The sequence below is a fragment of the Simplicispira psychrophila DSM 11588 genome (assembly GCF_000688255.1).
In the GTDB taxonomy this organism is placed as follows: Bacteria; Pseudomonadota; Gammaproteobacteria; order Burkholderiales; family Burkholderiaceae_C; genus Simplicispira; species Simplicispira psychrophila.
The window spans coordinates 195,645-215,203 of sequence record NZ_JHYS01000005.1 but is presented as its reverse complement, the minus strand read 5'-3'; the positions used below and the strand labels follow the sequence as shown (position 1 = coordinate 215,203).

At 64.7% G+C, this 19,559-nt stretch carries 17 protein-coding genes; 10 read left to right on the top strand and 7 right to left on the bottom strand.

All coding sequences use genetic code 11. The features are described from left to right. Positions 1 to 154: 154 nt before the first annotated feature. From Q390_RS0107555 to Q390_RS0107545, 3 genes are all read right to left on the bottom strand, one after another. A complete protein-coding gene (locus Q390_RS0107555) occupies positions 155 to 1,639 on the bottom strand; it encodes an AMP nucleosidase (protein ID WP_027995510.1) in 1,485 nt (494 codons plus the stop codon). 64 nt (positions 1,640 to 1,703) lie between these two features. After that, positions 1,704 to 3,797, bottom strand: a complete 2,094-nt coding sequence (locus Q390_RS17910) for a putative bifunctional diguanylate cyclase/phosphodiesterase (protein WP_342666090.1) — start codon at positions 3,795 to 3,797, stop codon at positions 1,704 to 1,706. 139 nt (positions 3,798 to 3,936) lie between these two features. Continuing rightward, positions 3,937 to 5,913 (bottom strand): sigma-54-dependent Fis family transcriptional regulator, encoded by a 1,977-nt coding sequence (locus Q390_RS0107545; protein ID WP_037472430.1) that lies wholly within the window; start codon positions 5,911 to 5,913, stop codon positions 3,937 to 3,939. 359 nt (positions 5,914 to 6,272) lie between these two features. Between Q390_RS0107545 and adh the strand changes: the two genes are divergently transcribed. The 4 genes from adh to dtd all read left to right on the top strand — a co-directional run bounded on the left by adh (position 6,273) and on the right by dtd (position 10,242). Continuing rightward, on the top strand, positions 6,273 to 7,793 hold the full coding sequence (adh, locus tag Q390_RS0107540; protein ID WP_027995508.1) for an aldehyde dehydrogenase: 1,521 nt from the start codon (positions 6,273 to 6,275) through the stop codon (positions 7,791 to 7,793). Positions 7,794 to 7,827: 34 nt separating this feature from the next. Next, positions 7,828 to 8,193: a DUF779 domain-containing protein gene (locus Q390_RS0107535; RefSeq protein WP_027995507.1), complete on the top strand. Its 366-nt coding sequence runs from the start codon at positions 7,828 to 7,830 to the stop codon at positions 8,191 to 8,193. 187 nt (positions 8,194 to 8,380) lie between these two features. Continuing rightward, a complete protein-coding gene (gene dbpA / locus Q390_RS0107530; RefSeq protein ID WP_027995506.1) occupies positions 8,381 to 9,793 on the top strand; it encodes an ATP-dependent RNA helicase DbpA in 1,413 nt (470 codons plus the stop codon). Further along, a complete protein-coding gene (dtd, locus tag Q390_RS0107525) occupies positions 9,790 to 10,242 on the top strand; it encodes a D-aminoacyl-tRNA deacylase (RefSeq protein WP_027995505.1) in 453 nt (150 codons plus the stop codon). Before dbpA ends, dtd begins: the two co-directional genes overlap by 4 nt. Positions 10,243 to 10,291: 49 nt before the next feature. On the opposite strand, the gene Q390_RS20500 is transcribed toward dtd, so the two are convergent. From Q390_RS20500 to Q390_RS0107505, 4 genes are all read right to left on the bottom strand, one after another. Further along, on the bottom strand, positions 10,292 to 10,426 hold the full coding sequence (locus tag Q390_RS20500; RefSeq protein WP_281174776.1) for a hypothetical protein: 135 nt from the start codon (positions 10,424 to 10,426) through the stop codon (positions 10,292 to 10,294). Positions 10,427 to 10,565: 139 nt separating this feature from the next. Next, the gene (locus tag Q390_RS0107515) at positions 10,566 to 11,306 is read right to left on the bottom strand and encodes a sulfite exporter TauE/SafE family protein (RefSeq protein ID WP_027995504.1); all 741 of its coding nucleotides are present in this window, start codon (positions 11,304 to 11,306) and stop codon (positions 10,566 to 10,568) included. Between the two features lie 8 nt (positions 11,307 to 11,314). Continuing rightward, entirely contained in the window at positions 11,315 to 11,773 is a 459-nt protein-coding gene (gene ybeY, locus Q390_RS0107510; RefSeq protein ID WP_027995503.1) for an rRNA maturation RNase YbeY, read from the bottom strand. Positions 11,774 to 11,849: 76 nt separating this feature from the next. After that, positions 11,850 to 12,785, bottom strand: coding sequence for a PhoH family protein (locus tag Q390_RS0107505; protein WP_027995502.1), 936 nt, complete (start codon positions 12,783 to 12,785; stop codon positions 11,850 to 11,852). 48 nt (positions 12,786 to 12,833) lie between these two features. Between Q390_RS0107505 and ruvA the strand changes: the two genes are divergently transcribed. The 6 genes from ruvA to Q390_RS17905 all read left to right on the top strand — a co-directional run bounded on the left by ruvA (position 12,834) and on the right by Q390_RS17905 (position 19,553). Continuing rightward, entirely contained in the window at positions 12,834 to 13,409 is a 576-nt protein-coding gene (ruvA, locus tag Q390_RS0107500; RefSeq protein ID WP_027995501.1) for a Holliday junction branch migration protein RuvA, read from the top strand. A gap of 12 nt (positions 13,410 to 13,421) precedes the next feature. Beyond that, the gene (gene ruvB / locus Q390_RS0107495; RefSeq protein WP_027995500.1) at positions 13,422 to 14,492 is read left to right on the top strand and encodes a Holliday junction branch migration DNA helicase RuvB; all 1,071 of its coding nucleotides are present in this window, start codon (positions 13,422 to 13,424) and stop codon (positions 14,490 to 14,492) included. Continuing rightward, the gene (locus Q390_RS0107490) at positions 14,489 to 15,820 is read left to right on the top strand and encodes an efflux RND transporter periplasmic adaptor subunit (protein WP_027995499.1); all 1,332 of its coding nucleotides are present in this window, start codon (positions 14,489 to 14,491) and stop codon (positions 15,818 to 15,820) included. The genes ruvB and Q390_RS0107490 overlap by 4 nt, the downstream gene beginning before the upstream one ends. A gap of 15 nt (positions 15,821 to 15,835) precedes the next feature. After that, positions 15,836 to 17,059 (top strand): ABC transporter permease, encoded by a 1,224-nt coding sequence (locus Q390_RS0107485; RefSeq protein ID WP_027995498.1) that lies wholly within the window; start codon positions 15,836 to 15,838, stop codon positions 17,057 to 17,059. 8 nt (positions 17,060 to 17,067) lie between these two features. After that, complete coding sequence (locus Q390_RS0107480; RefSeq protein ID WP_051603108.1) at positions 17,068 to 17,844, top strand: ABC transporter ATP-binding protein; 777 nt, start codon at positions 17,068 to 17,070, stop codon at positions 17,842 to 17,844. Positions 17,845 to 17,990: 146 nt separating this feature from the next. After that, complete coding sequence (locus Q390_RS17905; protein ID WP_037472427.1) at positions 17,991 to 19,553, top strand: methyl-accepting chemotaxis protein; 1,563 nt, start codon at positions 17,991 to 17,993, stop codon at positions 19,551 to 19,553. The last annotated feature ends 6 nt before the right edge of the window (positions 19,554 to 19,559 follow it).

Sequence of the window (19,559 nt, the reverse complement as noted above, 5' to 3'; positions counted from 1 at the left end):
TCCTGGTTTTTATGTGGTGGGCGCGCTGTGGCCCACGGACCATTGTGGAGAGTGCGTTGTGCGACCAACACAGGGTTTGTCTTAGGTAGTTCGCCATACGAAAAAAGCCACCGGGGGTAACAATGGCTTTTTCGTAGGCATATTGATACATTTTTTACTGAAAAGCCACCTCGGCAAAGCTGCGCAGCTTGCGGCTGTGCAGGCGGTGCGTGCCGCCTTCGCGCAGCAGCTCAATGGTGCGCATACCGATGCGCAGGTGCTGATCGACGCGCTCGCGGTAGAAATGGTTGGCCATGCCGGGCAGCTTGATCTCGCCGTGCAGCGGCTTGTCGCTGACGCACAGCAAGGTGCCGTAGGGCACCCGAAACCTAAAACCGTTAGCGGCGATGGTGGCGCTCTCCATGTCCAGCGCAATCGCCCGGCTCTGGCTGAAGCGGCGCTGGGGCAGGTTGTCCGGCAGCAGCTCCCAATTGCGGTTGTCGGTGCTGGCCACGGTGCCGGTGCGCATGATGCGCTTGAGCTGGTCGCGCCCCATTTGCGTCACGTCGGCCACCGCCTGTTCCAACGCCACCTGGATTTCTGCCAGCGCCGGAATCGGTACCCACAGCGGTAGTTCTTCGTCCAGCACATGGTCTTCGCGCACATAGGCGTGCGCCAGCACGTAGTCGCCCAGCTGCTGGGTGTGGCGCAGGCCGGCGCAGTGGCCCAGCATCATCCAGGCGTGCGGGCGCAGTACGGCAATGTGGTCGGTGATGGTTTTGGCATTGGCCGGGCCGACACCGATGTTGACCATGGTGGTGCCGCTCTTGTCGGCGCGCACTAGGTGGTAGGCGGGCATTTGCGGCAGGCGCGGCGGCGGCACGCCCAGCTCGTCGTTGGCCTGCGCTGCCAGCCCGCTTCTGCGCGTGATGACGTTACCCGGCTCGATGAAAGCGGTGTATTCGCTGTCCGGATTCGCCATCTCGGCATGTCCCAGGCGCACGAATTCGTCGATGTAGAACTGGTAGTTGGTGAACAGCACAAAGTTCTGGAACCACTCCGGCAGGGTGCCGGTGTAGTGGCGCAGGCGGTGCAGCGAATAGTCCACGCGCGGCGCGGTGAACAGCGACAGCGGCTGCGCCTCGCCCGGGAGCGCCTGCCAAGTGCCGTTGGCAATGCCATCGTCCATGGCGGCCAGGTCCGGCAGGTCAAATAGGTCGCGCATGAGGGTGCGCCGCTCGGGGCTGAGCGAGCCCTCAATGTGGTCGTGCTCGGCAAACGAGAAGTGGATCGGGATCGGGTGCGTACTGGTGCCCACTTCCAACTCCACGCCATGATTTTTGCGCAGCAGCCGAAACTGCTCGGCATAGTAGGCGCCAAACAGGTCGGGGCGGGTCAGCGTGGTTTCGTAGCGCCCCGGGGGGCCCTCGACAAAACCATAAGCCAGCGTGCTGTCGGCGCGCGCCACGGTGGTGGTGTGCACACGCACAAAGGGATAGAACGCGTGCACCGGTTGCACTGGAATGTCGCCAGCGACAAAGCGCTGCATGGCGGCGCGCAGGTGTTCAATCTGCTGCTGGTAGATGCGCTGCACCTGGGCCAGCGCCTGGGCCGGGTCGGTGTGGTGGCTGGGGGCTATGAAGTGGGGGATCTGGGGCATGGACGGCATTGTCCACGCCTTCGATGACGCTTGGGTGGCTGCCCCTCTGTCGCCTAGTGCCGCCTTATGCCACCTGCGCCAACTGCTGGCGCGCGTGTAGCCAGACAACGGTTTGGGCGGCATTCATGGGCAGCGACAAGCCATGCCCCTGCGCCAGATCGCAGCCCAGGCGCTGCATCAGCGCGATTTGCTCAGGTGTTTCGACCCCTTCGGCCACGGTGCTGAGTTGCAGGCTGCGCCCCATCTGGATGATGGCGGTGACGATGGCCACATCTTCGCTGCTGCCCGGCGTGTCCATGACAAACGAGCGGTCGATCTTGAGCTTGTCGATCGGGTAGCGCTTCAGGTAGGCCAGCGACGAATAGCCGGTGCCAAAGTCGTCAATCGAAATGCCCACGCCCAGCGCCTTGAGGGCGTGCAGTGTGGCCAGTCCCTGCGAGGCGTTGTGCATCAGCACCGATTCGGTCAGTTCGATGTCCAGGTACTGCGGCGCCAGCCCGCTGTCCTGCAGCACCTGGGCAATGTCGGCGGCAACGTCGCGCTGGCGAAATTCCAGCGCCGACAGGTTGACTGCCACCGGCACAAACGCCAGCCCCTGCGTCTGCCACTCTTTCAGCTGGCGGCAGGCCTCTTGCAGCACCCAGCGACCAATCGGCGTGATCAGGCCGCGCGATTCGGCAAAGCTGATGAATTCGTCCGGCCCGACCAGGCCGCGCTCGGGGTGTTGCCAGCGCACCAGTGCTTCAAAGCCGGCCAGTGCGCCATCGGACAAGCGCAGCTGCGGCTGGTAGTGCAGCACAAAGGAGCCCTGCGCAATCGCGGCGCGCAGCAGGCGCTCTTTGCGCAGCACCTCGGTGGCGCGCCCGGCCATGTCGGGGGCATAAAACTGCCGGTTGGCCCGCCCGCTGTCTTTGGCGTGGTACATGGCGGCGTCGGCATTGCGCAGTAGCTCCAGCGCATCGAGCCCGTCATCGGGGTACATGGCGATACCGATCGAGGGCGAGAGCGTCAGGGGCGTGTTGTCCAGGGTGATGGACTGGCACACCGCCAGAATCAGCTTGTCGGCCGCAGCGGCGGCGTTGTCGCGGCTCTGGATCTGCGTAAGCACGATGGCGAACTTGTCGCCGTTCAGGCGCGCCACCACGTCTTCGTCGCGCACCGTAGCGCGCAGGCGCCGGGCCATCTCGCACAGCAGCCGGTCGCCCGCCTGGTGGCCCAGCGAGTCGTTGATGGTCTTGAAATGGTCGAGATCGACAAACAGCACTGCCGCCTGCGTGCGTTCTTGCTGGGCCTGCGCCAGGGCGTTGTCCAGCAGATCCATCAGGTGGCGGCGGTTGGGCAGTTGCGTCAGGGGGTCGTGCAGTCGCTGGAAGGCTTCCTGCTGCTGTGCCTGTTTGCGCTGGGTGATGTTGCGCAGCACCACAATGCGGTAGCTGGCATCCTGCTCGGGCATAGTCTTACCGACTATTTCGACTGGTACCTCGTGTCCGCTGCGGTGCACGATCGCCGCCTCAAACAGGTATTCACCGCCGTAGCGTTCATATTCGCCCGCCGGGCCCTGAAAGCGCTGGGGCAGCAGGTCATAGATATTGCGACCCATCAGTTCGGCCGCTGAATGCCCGGTAAGCCTTTGCAGTGCGGCATTGCCATCGAGGAAGTTGCCAGCGCGGTGAAACAGAATGGCCTCATCGGTTGCGGCGGCAAACTTGCGCAGACGTTCTTCGCTGTGCTGTACCGCGCGATCGGCCAGCCACTGCGCTGTGCGGTCATGCACCAGTACCAGCCAGCCCAACACCGTGCTGGTCGCATCCCGGTGCGCGCGCAACTGGATTTCACTTTTGCGCACATTGCCGCAGGGCGAGGGGTGGTCGCACAGACAGGTCAGGTCGGTGCGCTGCAAGTCGCCGGCCAGTTGGCCCTCCAGCAGGTTCCAGGCGTTGTCGCCCAGCACCTGTGGCATGGTTTTTTCCAGGGCAGAGCGCGCGGTGTAGCCGTTGTAGGCCGCCAAAAGGGGACTGGCCCACACACAGCGCAGAGAGTCGGCAGCAAAATAGCCTACGCCCCCAGGCAGCGTATGGGCCAGCAGTTGCAGCCAGCCCTCTTGGGGGCCCGCCGGGCTGGAGCGCACCGTGTTCAACGCCATGGCCATATCAGACATATCAGGCACCCGTGTCATTTGTTGCAAACCGTGTATCCACACTTGCAGTGTGTGGATTTGTTTACCTTACGTTACGCCTTGATTCTTGCACGAAGCTAACGCCAGCTTTTGCTGGTAGCGGCAGGTCGCAAGTGGGTGCTTATAGCGCGGCCATTTTGCGGTACAGCGTCTGTCGGCTGATGCCCAGTTGTCGCGCAGCGGCCGACCAATTGCCTTGCGTGTCCTGCACCGCCTGCGCCATGGCGGCACGTGACAGGTTAGCCAATGTCTGGCCGACCAGGGGAATGGGCCGGGTTGCAGCGGCAGGGCGTTGCGGCGCCGTCTGGGCGGCAGTGCCGCACACGGCCGGATTTTGCAAATCGGCCTGCAAGTCGTCGGGCAGGTGCTGCCAGTCCAGGTGCGGCTCGTCCGGGTTGTGCAGGGCCAACGCTGTGCGCAGCGCATTGGCGTACTGGCGCAGATTGCCCGGCCAATGGTAGGCCGCCAGGCGCGCCAGCAGGGCTTCGGTGGGCGCCAGGGCCGGTGCGGCGCCCAGGGTGCGCAGCAGTTGCGTGGTCAGGGCTGCAAAGTCGCTGCGCGCGCGCAGGGGTGGTAGCTGCACGGTCAGGCCGTTCAGCCGGTAATACAGGTCGCTGCGAAAACGCCCGGCCTCGGTCGCCTCGCGCAGCGGCTGGTGCGTGGCGCAGATCAGGGCAAAGTCCACCGGCACCGCCTGCCCGCTGCCCAGCGGTGTCACTTGGCGCTCTTGCAGTACGCGCAGCAGGCGGGTTTGCAGCGCCAGCGGCATATCGCCGATCTCGTCCAGAAACAGCGTGCCACCCTCGGCTTCGCGCAGCCGTCCCGGGCTGCCTTGCTTGCTGGCGCCCGAAAAAGCGCCAGCGGTGTAGCCAAACAACTCGGCTTCTATCAAATGTTCAGGAATCGCCGCGCAGTTGATGGCGATGAACGGGCGGTTGCGCCGCTGCGAGCTGTCGTGCACCGCGCGGGCAAACAACTCTTTGCCCACACCCGATTCGCCTTGGATCAGCAGCGCAATGCCTTTGTCGGCAACGCGGCGGGCCTTGTCGCTGGCAGCGCGCCAAGTGGCGTCACCGGTGTCTAATTGTGCTAAGGCATCGGATGCGAGTGTGGGTGCGGGGGACGGAATGGCTGGCGCGGCGTATGCCTGCCCGGTCTGCGTCCACGGTGGTCCCGCTTGGGCCAAGGCGTGCAGTGTGCGGCCGTTGCGGCAGTACACCACCAGCGGCATCGGCGTGCGCTGGCCGCTGTGCGCCAGCAAGGCGTCCATGGATATGTCCAGTACCTGCGCCAGCGGGGTCACGTGCAGGTCGGCGTGCGTCAGTCCGAGCAGCGCCAGGCCCTGGCGGTTGGCGCCGACGATCCAGCCGTCTTGCGACAGTGCCACCAAGCCTTCGGCCACGGTGCCAATGCCGTGGGGGCGCGGGTGCAGGTGCAACTGCAGCGGGGCTGACCAAGCGCAGGTGAACAGGCGGTTTTCAATCATGCGTGCTGCGGTATGCACCAGCCCCAGGGTATGCGCGTGGTGGCTGCGCCGATCGCCCGAGATATCGATGACGCCCAGCAGATCGCCCTGCGCCGAGACGATGGGCGCCGCCGCACAGGTCAGGATGTCGTTGCGCTCCAGGTAATGCTCGGCGCCGTGGATTTCCACCTCGCGCGCTTCGGCCAAGGCGGTGCCAATGGCGTTGGTGCCCCGGTCCTGTTCGTGCCAGCTGGCGCCGGTGGTCAGTGCCACGCGCTCGGCTTTGCTGACAAAACCGGTGTCGCCCAGGGTGTGCATGAGTACGCCATGGCGATCCGCCAGCACCACGATGCTGTGGCTGTGGCGCACCTGCTCAAACAGGTACTCCATTACCGGCTGCGAGTGGTCGATCAGCGCGCGGTTGCCGGCCCGCGCCTGGGCCAACTCGATGCCCGCGAAGTGGCGTGCATGGCGGTGTTCGCCAGACGGTTGCAGACCCGCATCCATGCTGCGCTGCCAGGAATGCACCAGATGCTCACGTACCGCCCCGGCAGGCGGCGTGCGTCCGTCCAGCAACTGCCAGCGGGCATGGCGCAGCGCGGGTGCGGACACAGGGGGGTGCGTGCGGGGCATGGATTTGTCTCCTGCGGCAGTGGGTCTGCCTGTCTGGCGCAGTGTAGGGGGCGACACGAGAAAAAACGTATTTTCCATATGCTTTTACGGGTGTTCCAGATGGAGGCAACTGTTCCAGACTGCAACGTCCGCGCGCTGGGCTGCAGCCCGGACAAGCACCGCTAGCGCCGAGACTGGCGCTGGAGAGAATAGCGCCAAAGAAAAATATTCTTTCTGAATCAATGGCTTAAAAACTGTTTTCTGGTTTGCCAGGCCACTGGCACACCGGCGCGCGGTAACTTGGCACGACTCTTGATAGCACTACGGTACCGGCCCTGTGCGGGGCCAGGTGTCCATAACTATTTTCAGGAGACAAGCACATGATTTACGCAGCCCCAGGTACCCCAGGCGCCACCGTCAACTTCAAGAAGCAATACGACAACTTCATCGGCGGCCAGTGGGTGGCGCCCGTGGGTGGTCAGTATTTCGACGTCATCACGCCGATCAGCGGACAGGTCTACACGCAGGCGGCGCGCTCCACCGCGCCCGACATTGAATTGGCCCTCGACGCCGCCCACGCAGCGGCCGATGCTTGGGGCAAAACCTCGCCCACCGAGCGCTCCAACGTGTTGCTGAAAATCGCCGATCGCATCGAGGCCAACTTGGAGTATTTGGCCTATGCCGAAACCGTGGACAACGGCAAACCGATCCGCGAAACGCTCAACGCTGATATTCCGCTGGCGGTCGATCATTTCCGCTACTTCGCTGGCGTAGTGCGTGCCCAAGAAGGCGGCATCAGCGAGATTGACCAGCACACCATGGCTTATCACTACTACGAGCCCTTGGGCGTGGTCGGCCAGATCATTCCATGGAACTTCCCCATCCTGATGGCCGCATGGAAGCTCTCGCCCGCGCTGGCCGCCGGCAACTGCGTGGTGCTCAAACCAGCGGAATCGACCCCCATCAGCATCTTGCTGCTGGCCGAACTGATCAGCGACCTGTTGCCACCGGGCGTGCTCAACATCGTCAACGGTTTTGGCCGCGAGGCCGGTATGCCGCTGGCCAGCAGCCGGCGCATTGCCAAAATCGCCTTCACCGGTAGCACCAGCACGGGTCGTGTGGTGGCGCAAGCCGCCGCCAACAACCTGATTCCCGCCACGCTGGAACTGGGCGGCAAGTCGCCCAACGTGTTCTTTGCCGACATCATGGACAAGGACGACTCCTTTTTGGACAAGGCCATCGAAGGGCTGGTGTTGTTTGCTTTCAACCAGGGCGAGGTCTGCACCTGCCCCTCACGTGCGCTGATCCAAGAGTCGATTTACGACCGTTTCATGGAGCGCGTCTTGCAGCGCGTCGCCGCCATCAAGCAAGGCGACCCGCTGGACACTGACACCATGATCGGCGCGCAGGCATCGAAAGAGCAGCTGACCAAAATCCTCTCGTACCTGGAGCTGGGCCAACAAGAAGGTGCGCAGGTGTTGGCCGGTGGCGCGCAGGCGCACCAAGAGGGCGACCTGGCTGGCGGCTACTACGTGCAGCCGACGCTGTTCAAGGGCCACAACAAAATGCGCATCTTCCAGGAAGAAATTTTTGGCCCGGTGCTGGCCGTGACTACTTTCAAGGACGAGGCCGAGGCGCTAGAAATTGCCAACGACACGCTGTACGGCTTGGGCGCCGGCGTGTGGAGCCGCAACGGCAACGTGGCCTACCGCATGGGCCGCGCCATCAAGGCCGGGCGCGTGTGGACCAATTGCTACCACGCCTACCCGGCGCACGCCGCTTTTGGTGGCTACAAGGAATCCGGCCTGGGCCGCGAAAACCACAAGATGGCGCTGGGCCACTACCAGCAAACCAAAAACCTGCTGGTCAGCTACAGCGAAGACAAGCTCGGCTTCTTCTGAAACCACCAAGCACCCGTCGGTGAGGAGGCTCCCCATGGTCGATAAAGTCACTGCCACACCCGCCGCACTGGCGCTGATTGCCGTGCTGCAACACCAGCACGGCGAGATCTTCTTTCACCAGTCGGGCGGCTGCTGCGACAACAGCGCCGCCAATGCCTACCTGCCCGGCGAACTGACGATAGGTGCCGGTGATGTCTACTTGGGCGACATCGGCGGCTGCCGCTTTTATATCGGTGCGAGCCAATATGAAACGTGGAAACACACCCAGCTGATCATCGACGTGTTGGACGGCCACGGCGGCGGCACCTTCTCGCTCGAAGGGCCGTTGGGCAAGGCCTTTCATACGCGCTCGCGGCTGTTCACTGAGGATGAATTGGCGGCGCTGGGGCTGTTACCTTAACGAATCACCAATTCAAAATTCATAGCTTCTAGCGCTGGTATTCATTGGCTTTCAGGTTGTTTTAATCTTGAAAATCAATAGATACAAGCGCTACTAGCTCACTTTTTTAATTCGCTTCCCGCCAGCCTCTGTGGGCATGGAGGGTGAAGGCCCGGCCTTGCCGGCCCCAACGCCCGATAATCGGCGCATGACTTCCACCTCCGCGCACAGCGCCCAAGACTTCAGCGCCCTCGCGCTCAGCCCGGCCACTTTGGCTAATTTGCAGCAACTGGGCTACCTGCACATGACCCCCATCCAAGCCGCCAGCTTGCCGCCCGCTTTGCTGGGCAACGACCTGATTGCCCAAGCCAGCACCGGCAGCGGCAAGACCGCCGCCTTTGGTCTGGCGCTGCTGGCCCGCCTGAACCCGCGCTGCTTTGGCGTGCAAGCGCTGGTGCTGTGTCCAACGCGCGAGCTGGCCGACCAAGTCAGCGCTGAGATTCGCCGCTTGGCGCGCTCTAGCGACAACGTCAAAGTCGTCACCCTGTGCGGCGGCGTGCCGCTGCGCGGGCAGGCGCAAAGCCTGTCGCACGGCGCGCACATTGTCGTTGGCACGCCCGGCCGCGTGATGGACCACTTGGAGCGCTCGTATCTGGTGCTCGACCAGCTCAACACCTTGGTGCTCGACGAGGCCGACCGGATGCTGGACATGGGTTTTTTTGACGACATCGCCACCGTGGCGCGCCAGTGCCCGTCCAAAAACCGCCAAACGCTGTTGTTTTCGGCCACCTACCCCGAAGGTATCGCCAAGCTCAGCCAGCAGTTCATGAAGAACCCGCAGCAAATCACCGTCCAAGCGCAACACAGCGCCGGCAAGATTGAGCAGCGTTGGTACGAGATCAAAAACAGCCAGCGCCTGCACACCGTCGGCCTGCTGCTGGAGCACTTTCGCCCCGAATCGTCGATTGCCTTTTGCAACACCAAACAGCAGTGCCGCGATTTGGTCGGCGTGCTGCAGGCCCAAGGCGTCAGCGCGCTGGCGCTGTACGGTGAACTGGAGCAGCGCGAGCGCGACCAAGTGCTGGTGCAGTTTGCCAACCGCAGCTGCTCGGTGCTGGTGGCGACCGACGTGGCGGCGCGTGGGCTGGACATTGCCGACTTGGCCGCCGTGATCAACGTCGATGTCACGCCCGACGCCGAAATCCACATCCACCGCATCGGCCGCACCGGCCGGGGCGACGCGCAAGGGCTGGCGCTCAACTTGGTCAGCATGGACGAGATGGGCAGCGTCGGCAAAATTGAAGTGCTGCAAGGCCGCGAATCGCAGTGGAGCTTGGTCAGCGAGCTGACTCCCAGCGGTCAAGGCCCCTTGGTGCCGCCGATGGCGACCATCCAAATCATTGGCGGGCGCAAAGAAAAAATCCGCGCCGGCGACGTGCTGGGCGCGCTCACGGGCGATATGGGCTATGTGCGCGAGCAGGTTGGCAAGATCAACGTCAACGAGTTCTCGACCTACGTCGCCGTCGCGCGTGAGATTGCGCCGCAGGTAGTGCAGCGCTTGAATGCCGGCCGGGTCAAGGGTAAGAGCGTCAAGGCACGGCTGGTGACCGACGAAGAATGATCAGCCTGCTGCAGCGCGTGCGCGAAGCGCGTGTCGAGGTGGATGGGCAAACCATCGGCGCCATTGGCGCCGGCCTGTTGGTGCTGGTCTGCGCCGAGCGCGGCGACACCGAGGTCGAGGCTGACAAGCTGCTGGCCAAACTGCTCAAGCTGCGCATCTTTAATGACGACGCCGGCAAGATGAACCGCAGCGTGCAGGACACGGGCGGCGGGCTGTTGCTGGTCAGCCAGTTCACGCTGGCGGCCGACACCAGCGGCGGTAACCGCCCCAGCTTCACCCAGGCCGCTGCACCCGCCGAGGGTCGGCGCCTGTATGACTATTTCGTCTCCCGCGCCCGCGCTGCGCACGCTGAAGTGGCCACCGGCGAATTTGCCGCTGACATGCAGGTGCATCTGGTGAATGACGGCCCAGTGACGATTCCGCTGCGCATGGTGCCGGTGGTCGTTTGATAAAAACAATAGCTGCTAGCGCTTATATATAAAGGGCTAGAGGTAGTTTTTATTCTGAATCCTCCGCGCCAGCCAGGGCAAAGACCTTGCCGTCCATGAACTCGTGCCGCTCCAGTTGCCCGGCCTCCCAAGCTAAGTAATCATCGGCAGTGAAAGGCACGTGGCGCAAAGGGTGAGCAGACATAGCGGTCGATTCGTGCACCGGCGGTGAAAAGCAGAGTCAACCATTGACTACCGTCGCAGCAAAAAATGGCATATCCCCTGTGTCGCTCAGCACCTGTCAAAGCCTTGCTGAGCAGGGCCTATGCTGTTGGCCACCCACCTCACTGGCGATAGAAAAATATCCCTGTCATCACCAACCCCGTCGCCACAATGCCCCAGCGCAGCCAGACGGCCGGAATGCGCCGTGCCACGCGGGCGCCGATGTAGCCGCCGGCCGTGGCGGCCACCATCATCAGCAGGGCGTAGCGCCAGTTGACGACGCCACCCGCCGCATAAACCGCCACGGCAATCGCGGTCAGCAAGGTGCTGACCAGATTCTTCAGGCCGTTCATGGCGTTGAGCTGGGTTTGCCCTAGCAGGCCAAACAGCGCCAGCAGCAGGATGCCCAGGCCGCCATTGAAATAGCCGCCGTACACCGCCACGGCCAGCACGCCGAGGGTGGCTTTGGTGGTGGAGGGCTTGCCTCCCGCCAGCCTCTGGCGCAGTTGCGGGCCGAAGGCGAACAGCAGGGTGGCGGCCAGCAGCAGCCACGGCACGACGATGGCGAACATTTCGTTCGACGTCACCAGCAGCAAGGCCGCGCCCGCCGCGCCGCCGATCAGCGACAGCACTACCAGCAGCTGCATCGACAGCCCCGGCGGCGGGGCGGTGTCTTCGCGAAAACCCCAGGCGCCCGCCGCGTAGCCGGGCAGCAGCGCCACAGTGCCAGTGGCGTTGGCAATCACCGGCGGGATGCCGACGAACACCAGCGCCGGCAGCGTCAAAAAACTGCCACCGCCAGCGACGGCGTTCAGCGCGCCAGCGACGAAGGCGGCGGTCAGGAGCAGGGCGATGTCAAACATAGTCGCGCTCAGGCCGCATACGGGTCAGTAAAACCTAGGCCGGTGAGAATGTCGGTTTCATAGGCTTCCATCTCTTGCGCGTCGGCGTCGCTGGTTTCGTGGTCCCAGCCTTGGGCGTGCAGCGCGCCGTGCACCAGCAGGTGGGCGTAGTGCTCTTCGAGGGACTTGTTTTGCTCCGCCGCTTCGCGCGCCACCACCGGGGCGCACAGCACCAAGTCGGCGGTGACGACTGGCTCTTGCGTGTAGTCGAAGGTCAGCACGTTGGTGGCGTAGTCTTTTTGCCGGTAGTCGCGGTTGAGCTGTTGGCCTTCTTCGGCGCCGACGATGCGCACAGTGATTTCTGCGTCCAGCGCCAGCGCGTGGCGAATCCAACGGGTAACTTTATGGCGCGGCAGGGCGGCGCGGTGTTCGGCAGCGCCGTCAAAGCGGGCAAATTGCAGCGAGAGCGTGAGGGCGGACAGGGGCATTGGGAGATGGGTTTTTAAGTGTTTTAGGCCTCTGGCCCTTTAGATGTGTGCGGTTATAGCTATTTAATTAATAGCATTAATCGACGCTGCGGGCATCGTAGGCATCGACGATGCGGGCGACCAGCGGGTGGCGCACCACGTCGGCGCTGCTGAAGCGCGTCACTGCGATGCCCTTCACCCGCTTCAAGACGCGCTCGGCGTCGATCAGGCCGCTCAGCGCGCCTTTGGGCAGGTCGATTTGGCTGACGTCGCCGGTCACCACCGCGCGCGCACCAAAGCCGATGCGCGTCAAAAACATCTTCATCTGCTCGGGCGTGGTGTTTTGCGCCTCGTCCAGGATGATGAAAGCGTTGCTCAGCGTGCGCCCGCGCATGAAGGCCAGCGGGGCGATTTCCAACTGGTTGCGCTCAAAGGCTTTTTGCACCTTGTCGTGGCCCATCAGGTCGTACAGCGCGTCGTACAGCGGACGCAAATAGGGATCGACTTTTTGCGCCAAGTCGCCGGGCAGAAAGCCGAGGCGCTCGCCGGCTTCAACCGCCGGGCGCGTCAGCACGATGCGCTGCACTTCGCTGCGCTCCAGCGCATCGACGGCGCAGGCCACCGCCAGATAGGTCTTGCCGGTGCCGGCCGGGCCGATGCCAAAGGTGATGTCGTGGGTGGCGATGTTTTCCAGGTACATCGCCTGCATTGGCGTGCGTGCGCGCAGGTCGGCGCGGCGGGTGTTCAGCACCGGCGCGCTGGTCGGGGCTTGCAGCATGGCGCTGTCGCCGGCCAGCATCAGTTGAATGTGCTCTTCGCTGATCGGGCGCTCGGCCATCTCGTACAGCGCTTGCAGCAATTCCAGCGCCTGGGTTGCGCGCGCTTTGGCGCCGTCGATTTTGAATTGCTCATGGCGATGCGCAATGTGGATCTGCAGTGCCGACTCGATAGTGCGCAAATGCGCGTCGGCGGGGCCGCACAGGTGCGCCAAGCGGGTGTTGTTGTGGGGGAGAAAAGTGTGGCGCAGGATCAAAGTTGATAATTCCGGGCTGTGGCTGCCAACCGGCGGCAAAGGATCGCAATGATAGGCAAATTGACCGGCACCCTGCTGGAGAAGAACCCCCCCGAAGTGCTGGTGGACTGCGCTGGCGTCGGCTATGAAGTGCAAGTGCCGATGAGCACTTTTTATAACCTGCCCGCGCTCGGTGAACGTGTCAGTCTGCTGACGCAGTTCATCGTGCGCGAGGATGCGCAGTTGCTCTACGGCTTTGCCACAGTGGCCGAGCGGGCGGCGTTTCGCCAGTTGATCAAAATTGCTGGCGTCGGGCCGCGCATGGCGCTGGGCATTTTGAGCGGTTTGGGCGTCGAGGATTTGGCGCAAGCCATCACCTTGCAAGAGGTCGGTCGTTTGGTCAAAGTGCCCGGCATCGGCAAAAAAACCGCCGAGCGCTTGTTGCTGGAATTGAAGGGCAAGCTGGGCGCGGACATCGGCAGCGTGCCGCACCAGACCAGTTCTGCCGCGCAGGCCGATATTTTGCAAGCGTTGCTGGCGCTGGGTTACAGCGACAAGGACGCGGCCACGGCGCTGAAAGCCCTGCCGGCGGACGTCGGCGTGAGCGATGGCATCAAGTTGGCGCTCAAGGGGTTGGGCAAGTAAACCGGAGTTTTCATGAGCATCCAGACCGACGACTTTGCCCCCGCGCCGTCCAAGCGCGTGATATCTGCCGCTACGGCCTCGCCGCATGAAGAGGCCATCGAGCGCGCGCTGCGGCCCAAGCTGCTCGATGAATACGTTGGCCAGGCCAAGGCGCGTGAGCAGTTGGAGATTTTTATCGGCGCGGCCAAAAAGCGTGGCGAGGCACTGGACCACGTGCTGCTGTTTGGCCCGCCGGGGCTGGGCAAAACCACGCTGAGCCACATCATTGCCGCCGAGCTGGGCGTGAATCTGCGCCAGACCAGCGGGCCGGTGTTGGAGAAGCCAAAAGATCTGGCGGCGCTGCTGACCAATCTGGAGGCCAACGATGTGCTGTTCATCGACGAAATCCACCGCTTGAGTCCGGTGGTCGAAGAAATTCTCTACCCGGCGCTGGAGGACTACCAGATCGACATCATGATTGGCGAGGGGCCAGCGGCGCGCTCCATCAAGCTCGATTTGCAGCCGTTCACACTGGTCGGCGCGACGACGCGCGCCGGCATGTTGACCAACCCGCTGCGCGACCGTTTTGGCATCGTGGCGCGGCTGGAGTTTTATACGCCCGAGGAGCTGGCGCGCATCGTCAAGCGCAGCGCCGGGCTGCTCGGCACGCCGATGGATGAGGAGGGCGGTTTTGAGTTGGCGCGGCGCTCGCGTGGCACGCCGCGCATTGCCAACCGGCTCTTGCGCCGGGTGCGCGACTACGCCGACGTCAAGGGCAACGGCCAGATCACGCTGGACATTGCCAACCGTGCGCTGGCGATGCTGGACGTGGATCCGCAGGGCTTTGACGTGATGGACCGCAAGTTTTTAGAGGCGCTGATTCACCGCTTTGACGGCGGTCCGGTCGGGCTGGACAACATCGCCGCCAGCATTGGCGAGGAGTCTGGGACGATTGAGGACGTGATCGAGCCATACCTGATCCAGCAAGGCTATGTGCAGCGCACGCCGCGTGGGCGCATCGCCACGCTGGCCGCGTATCGGCATTTGGGCGTGACGCCGCCGCAGGTGGCGGGTGGCGCGCTGGACATCGGGGCGCTGCCGTGACAACCACGCGCCGCTACGCCCTGTGGCTGCTGGGCGCAGTGCTGCTGCTGGCCGGCCTGCTGGTCGCTGGGGTGGCCTGGTGGCGTGGCCCGCAGGTCGAGGTGATCGAAATGCGGCGCGCGCCGCTGGTGCGTACGCTGCAGTTTTCGGCGCGCGTGGCGACGCTGTCGCGCGTGGACATTGGCAGCACCGTTACCGGCCGCGTGGATCAGGTGCGGGTGCGCGAGGGCGACGTGGTGCAGGCCGGCGACGTGCTGGTGCAACTGGAGGATGCGGAATTGCGCGCCGCGTTGGCACAGGCTGAAGCCGCCGCGCAGCAGGCTGCTGCCGCGCTGGCCGGCCGGCGCGGCAGCGGACGCACGGCGGTGCAGGCAACGCTGGCGCAGACCGAGGCCACGCAGCGCGCCGCCAGCGCGGCACTGCTGCGCGCACAGCAACTGGTGGCGCAGGGCTTTTACAGCGCGGCGCAGCTGGACGACGCCCGCCGCGCCGCCGCCGTGGCCGACGCGCAGGCGCTCAGCGCGCGCGCCCAGGTGCAGGCCAGCCAGGAGGCCGGTACCGATGTGGCGCAGGCGCAGGCGCAGCTGGAGGTGGCGCGTGCTGCTGTCGGTGCTGCGCGCGCGCGGTTGGCGCAGGCCCACCTGCGCGCACCGCTGGATGCGCGGGTGCTGGTGCGCGCAGTGGAGCCAGGGCAGATCGTGCAGCCGGGCAAGGCGCTGCTCAGCCTGGCGCTGGCCGGCCCGACGCAACTGGTGGCGCAGGTGGACGAACGCTTTCTGGACCAGTTGCGCCCCGACCAGAACGCTGCGGTGGTGGCCGACGCCTTTCCTGACCGGCGCTTTGCCGCGCGGGTGCTGAGCCTGGCGCCCGCCGTCGATGCGCAGCGCGGCGCCATTGAAGTCAAGTTCGCGTTGACCGGTGCGCCCCCGGCTTTTCTGCGCGAAGACATGACGCTGTCGGTCGAGGTGCAGACCGGCCGGCGCGATGCCGCGCTGGTGCTGCCGCAGTCCGCGCTGCGGGCCTTGGCGGCGGGCAGCGTACCTACAGCGCAGGACGTGCGCGATGTGCTGGTGGTGCAGGGCAGCCGCGCCGAACTGCGCAGCGTGCGCCTGGGCCTGCACACGCTCGGCGCAGTCGAGGTGCTGGATGGTCTGGCTGAAGGCGATCAGGTGCTGCAACGCAGTGCTGGCAAAGAGGGTGCGTTGCGCCCCGGCCAGCGTGTGCGTGCCCGGCCGGTGGCCTGGACGCCGGCTGCTGGCGCCAACGCTGGCAACGGCGCCCGCGCCGAAGACGCTGGCAGCGCCATGTCCAATGCCATGGGCCGCTAGGCCGGAGGTGCCGCGATGCTCTGGCCCGGTTTTGAGTTGCGCGTGGCGCTGCGTTTTTTGCGCGAGGGACGGATGCAGACCGTGCTGATCGTTGTCGGCGTGGCCGCCGGTGTGGCGGTGATTGCCTACATCTCGGCGCTGATCAGCGGCCTGCAGAACAGCACCCTGACCAAAACATTGGGCGCGCAGGCGCACATCAGCGTGCGCGCGCCCGACGACGTGGTCACGCCCGCCGCGGCACTTTTGCCTGGCGCCCGCGTGCTGACCGAAACCCAGCCACGCGCCCAGCGCCCGCGCTCGGTGGCCAACTGGCAGGCGCTGCTGCCGCTGCTGGAGAAATTGCCGAATATGGCCGGCGTGTCGCCGATGGTGTCGGGCGCGGGCTTGGCGCTGCGTGGTGAGGCGGTGTTGTCGATTGCGCTGATGGGCGTGGAGCTGGAGCGCTACGACCGGATGATCGGCCTGCGCTCCAAGGTGGTCAGCGGCACGGCGCGGCTAGAGCCGGGCGAGGCCATCGTCGGGCGCGAACTGGCGCAAGACCTGGGCGTGCGCGTCGGCGACCGGCTGACGGTCCAGACCAGCACGTCGAGCGAGTCGCTGCGCGTCACGGCGTTGGTCGATCTGGGTGTGCGCGACCTGAACCGGCGCACCGTCATCGTGCCGCTGCGTGCGGCGCAAAACCTGCTGGCGCTGCCCGGCGGCGCCACCGCACTCGATCTGACGTTGGACGATGTGTGGGCCGCGCAAAGCCTGGCCGACGCGCTGCGCGCGCAGTACCCGTACAAGGTCGAGAGTTGGCAGGAGAGCAACGCACAGCTGGTGTCGGCCCTCAACGCGCAGTCGGTCAGCACCGGCATTATCCGCGGCGTAGTGCTGGCGGTGGTGGTGTTGGGCATTGCCAGCGTGCTGGTGGTGTCGGTGGTGCAAAAGCAGCGCGAGATCGGCATCCTGCGCGCCATGGGCGCGACGCGTGGCCAGGTGCTGCGGCTGTTTTTGGTGCAGGGCGCGGTGGTTGGCGCGGTCGGCTCGGCGTTGGGCCTGCTGCTGGCGGTGGCGCTGATCTGGGCCTTCACCAACTTCGTGCGCGGCTCGGATGGGCTGCCGCTGTTCAATATCACCCTGCCGCTGGCGACAGCCGTGCAAGTGGCCCTGGTAGCCACGGTGTGCGGTGTGGTGGCTGCCATTGCGCCGGCCCGGCGCGCCGCAAAGCTCGATCCGGCGCAGGCCATCCGTCTGTGAGACCGCCCGTGAACGCCCTCCCCGCCACCGTCACCCGCGCCGCAGGCGGCGAGCTGATTGCCCTCGACGCCGTCCAAAAAAGCTACAACGTCGGCAAGCCCAGTGAAGCCGAGGTGTTGCATGGCCTGGATTTGCGCATCCACGCCGGTGAGTTTGTCGCGCTGATGGGGCCGTCCGGCTCGGGCAAGAGCACGCTGCTCAACATCCTGGGCCTGCTGGAGCCGTTGACCTCGGGCAGCTACCGGCTGCAGGGCGAGGCGGTGCAGGGGCTCAATGACGCCGCGCTGACGCTGCGCCGGCGCCACACGCTGGGCTTCGTGTTCCAGTTCCACCACTTGCTACCGGCGTTTTCTGCGCTGGAAAACGTCACGTTGCCGGCGCTGATGGGCGAGGGCCATGTGAGTGCCGCGCAGCGCGAGCGCGCGCGCAGCCTGCTGGATGCGGTGGGCCTGGCCCAAGCCATGGACAAGCGCCCGGGCGAGTTGTCGGGCGGTATGCAGCAGCGCGTGGCGATTGCGCGCGCGCTGGTGATGGAGCCACCGCTGGTGCTGGCCGACGAGCCCACCGGCAACCTGGACACCGCTTCGTCGGCCGAAGTGTTTGCGCTGCTGCGCCGCATCCACGCCGAACGCGGCACCAGCTTCATCGTCGTCACGCACGACCCGCGCCTGGCTGCGCGCTGCGACCGGTTGGTCGAATTGGTCGATGGCCGGATTGCCAGCGATGCAGCCATCGTCCCCGGCGTGGAGCCGGTGCCCAGTGCCCTATCGCCGCTGCGCGCGTGAGCTAGTGGCCTTGTCGGCAGACAGTCCATTGGAGCGGTGAAACACCTGGCAACACCTAGAATCTCTGCCTTTGCTGCCCTTCGTCCGCTGCCTGCCGCACTGTATTGCAGCTTCACGGGGGTGCGTACCGACCCAAGGAAGTTTTTATGACGACTGCAAGAAAATTGGCGCTTCTGGTTCTGAGTGCGCTGCTCGGCATTGTGGTGCTGACCGGATGGTTTCTGGTCTCCGAGCGCCAACTGATTCTGGAGGAGCGCCAGGCCGGCGTGCGCCAAGTGGTGGAGGCGGCGCATGAGGTTGTCGCGCACTTTCATGCCTTGGGCCAAAAAGGCGTGATGACCGACGAGCAGGCTCAAAAAAGCGCCCTCGCTGCGCTCGAAGCCGTACGCTACAGCGGCAACGAATATGTCTGGGTCAACGATATGCAGGTGCGCATGGTGATGCACCCGATCCGCCCCGACCTCATCGGTAAAGACCTCAGCGCCAGCAAGGACCCCAACGGTAAGCCGCTGTTTGTCGACTTTGTGCGCACCGTCGAAGCCAGTGGCGCCGGCATTGTTCCGTACCTGTGGCCCAAGCCGGGCAGCGAGACGCCAGTAGAAAAAACTTCCTATGTCAAAGGCTTTGCGCCTTGGGGCTGGGTGATTGGCTCGGGCGTGTATGTCGATACCGTGGACGTCGTCATCTGGCAACGCGCGCGCGGCTTTGGCCTGCTGGCGCTGGTGCTGGGCGCGGTGCTGCTGGCGGTGGGCACACTGATTTCGCGCAACTTGTTGCAGCAGTTGGGCGGCGAGCCCGCTTATGCGCGCCGCATTGCGCGCCGCATTGCGCAGGGCGACCTGGCGGTGCAGGTCAGCACCCATCCGGGCGACCAGTCCAGCCTGATGCTGGACATCCGCGCCATGCGTGACAGCCTGCACCACATCGTCGAGCAGGTGCGCGACGGCACCGAACACATTGCCACGGCGTCACAACAGATTGCCGCGGGCAACCACGACTTGTCGGCGCGCACCGAGCAGCAAGCCAGCGCGCTGGAAGAAACGGCCGCATCGATGGAGCAGATGACCTCGAACATCAAGCAAAACGCCGACCACGCGCGCCAAGCCAGCGTGCTGGCGCACTCCGCCTCGGACGTGGCGCGCCAGGGTGGGGCGGTGGTGGCCAAGGTGGTCCACACCATGGACTCGATCAATGCTTCCTCGCGCAAGGTTTCGGACATCACCGGGGTGATCGAGGGCATCGCCTTTCAGACCAATATTCTGGCGCTCAACGCGGCCGTCGAAGCCGCACGCGCGGGCGAGCAAGGGCGAGGTTTTGCCGTGGTGGCGACGGAAGTGCGCAATCTGGCGCAGCGCTCCTCGGCCGCCGCCAAAGAGATCAAGATGCTGATTGGCAACTCGGCCAACGAGGTCAAGGCCGGTGCGCAACTGGCGCAGGAAGCCGGGGAGACGATGCAGGCGGTGGTGGACAGCGTGCTGCGGGTCTCGACCATGATTGAAGAAATCAGCCAGGCCGGGCGCGAGCAGACCGACGGTATCGAGCAGGTCAACCAGGCCGTGCTGCAAATGGATCAGAGCACGCAACAAAACGCCGCGCTGGTCGAAGAAGCTGCCACCGCTGCGGCCTCGTTGCAGCAGCAGGCACAGGCGCTCAAACAGGTGGTGTCCACCTTCCATCTGAGCGCTGAGCAGCAGCAGGCGAGGTCTTAAAAATAT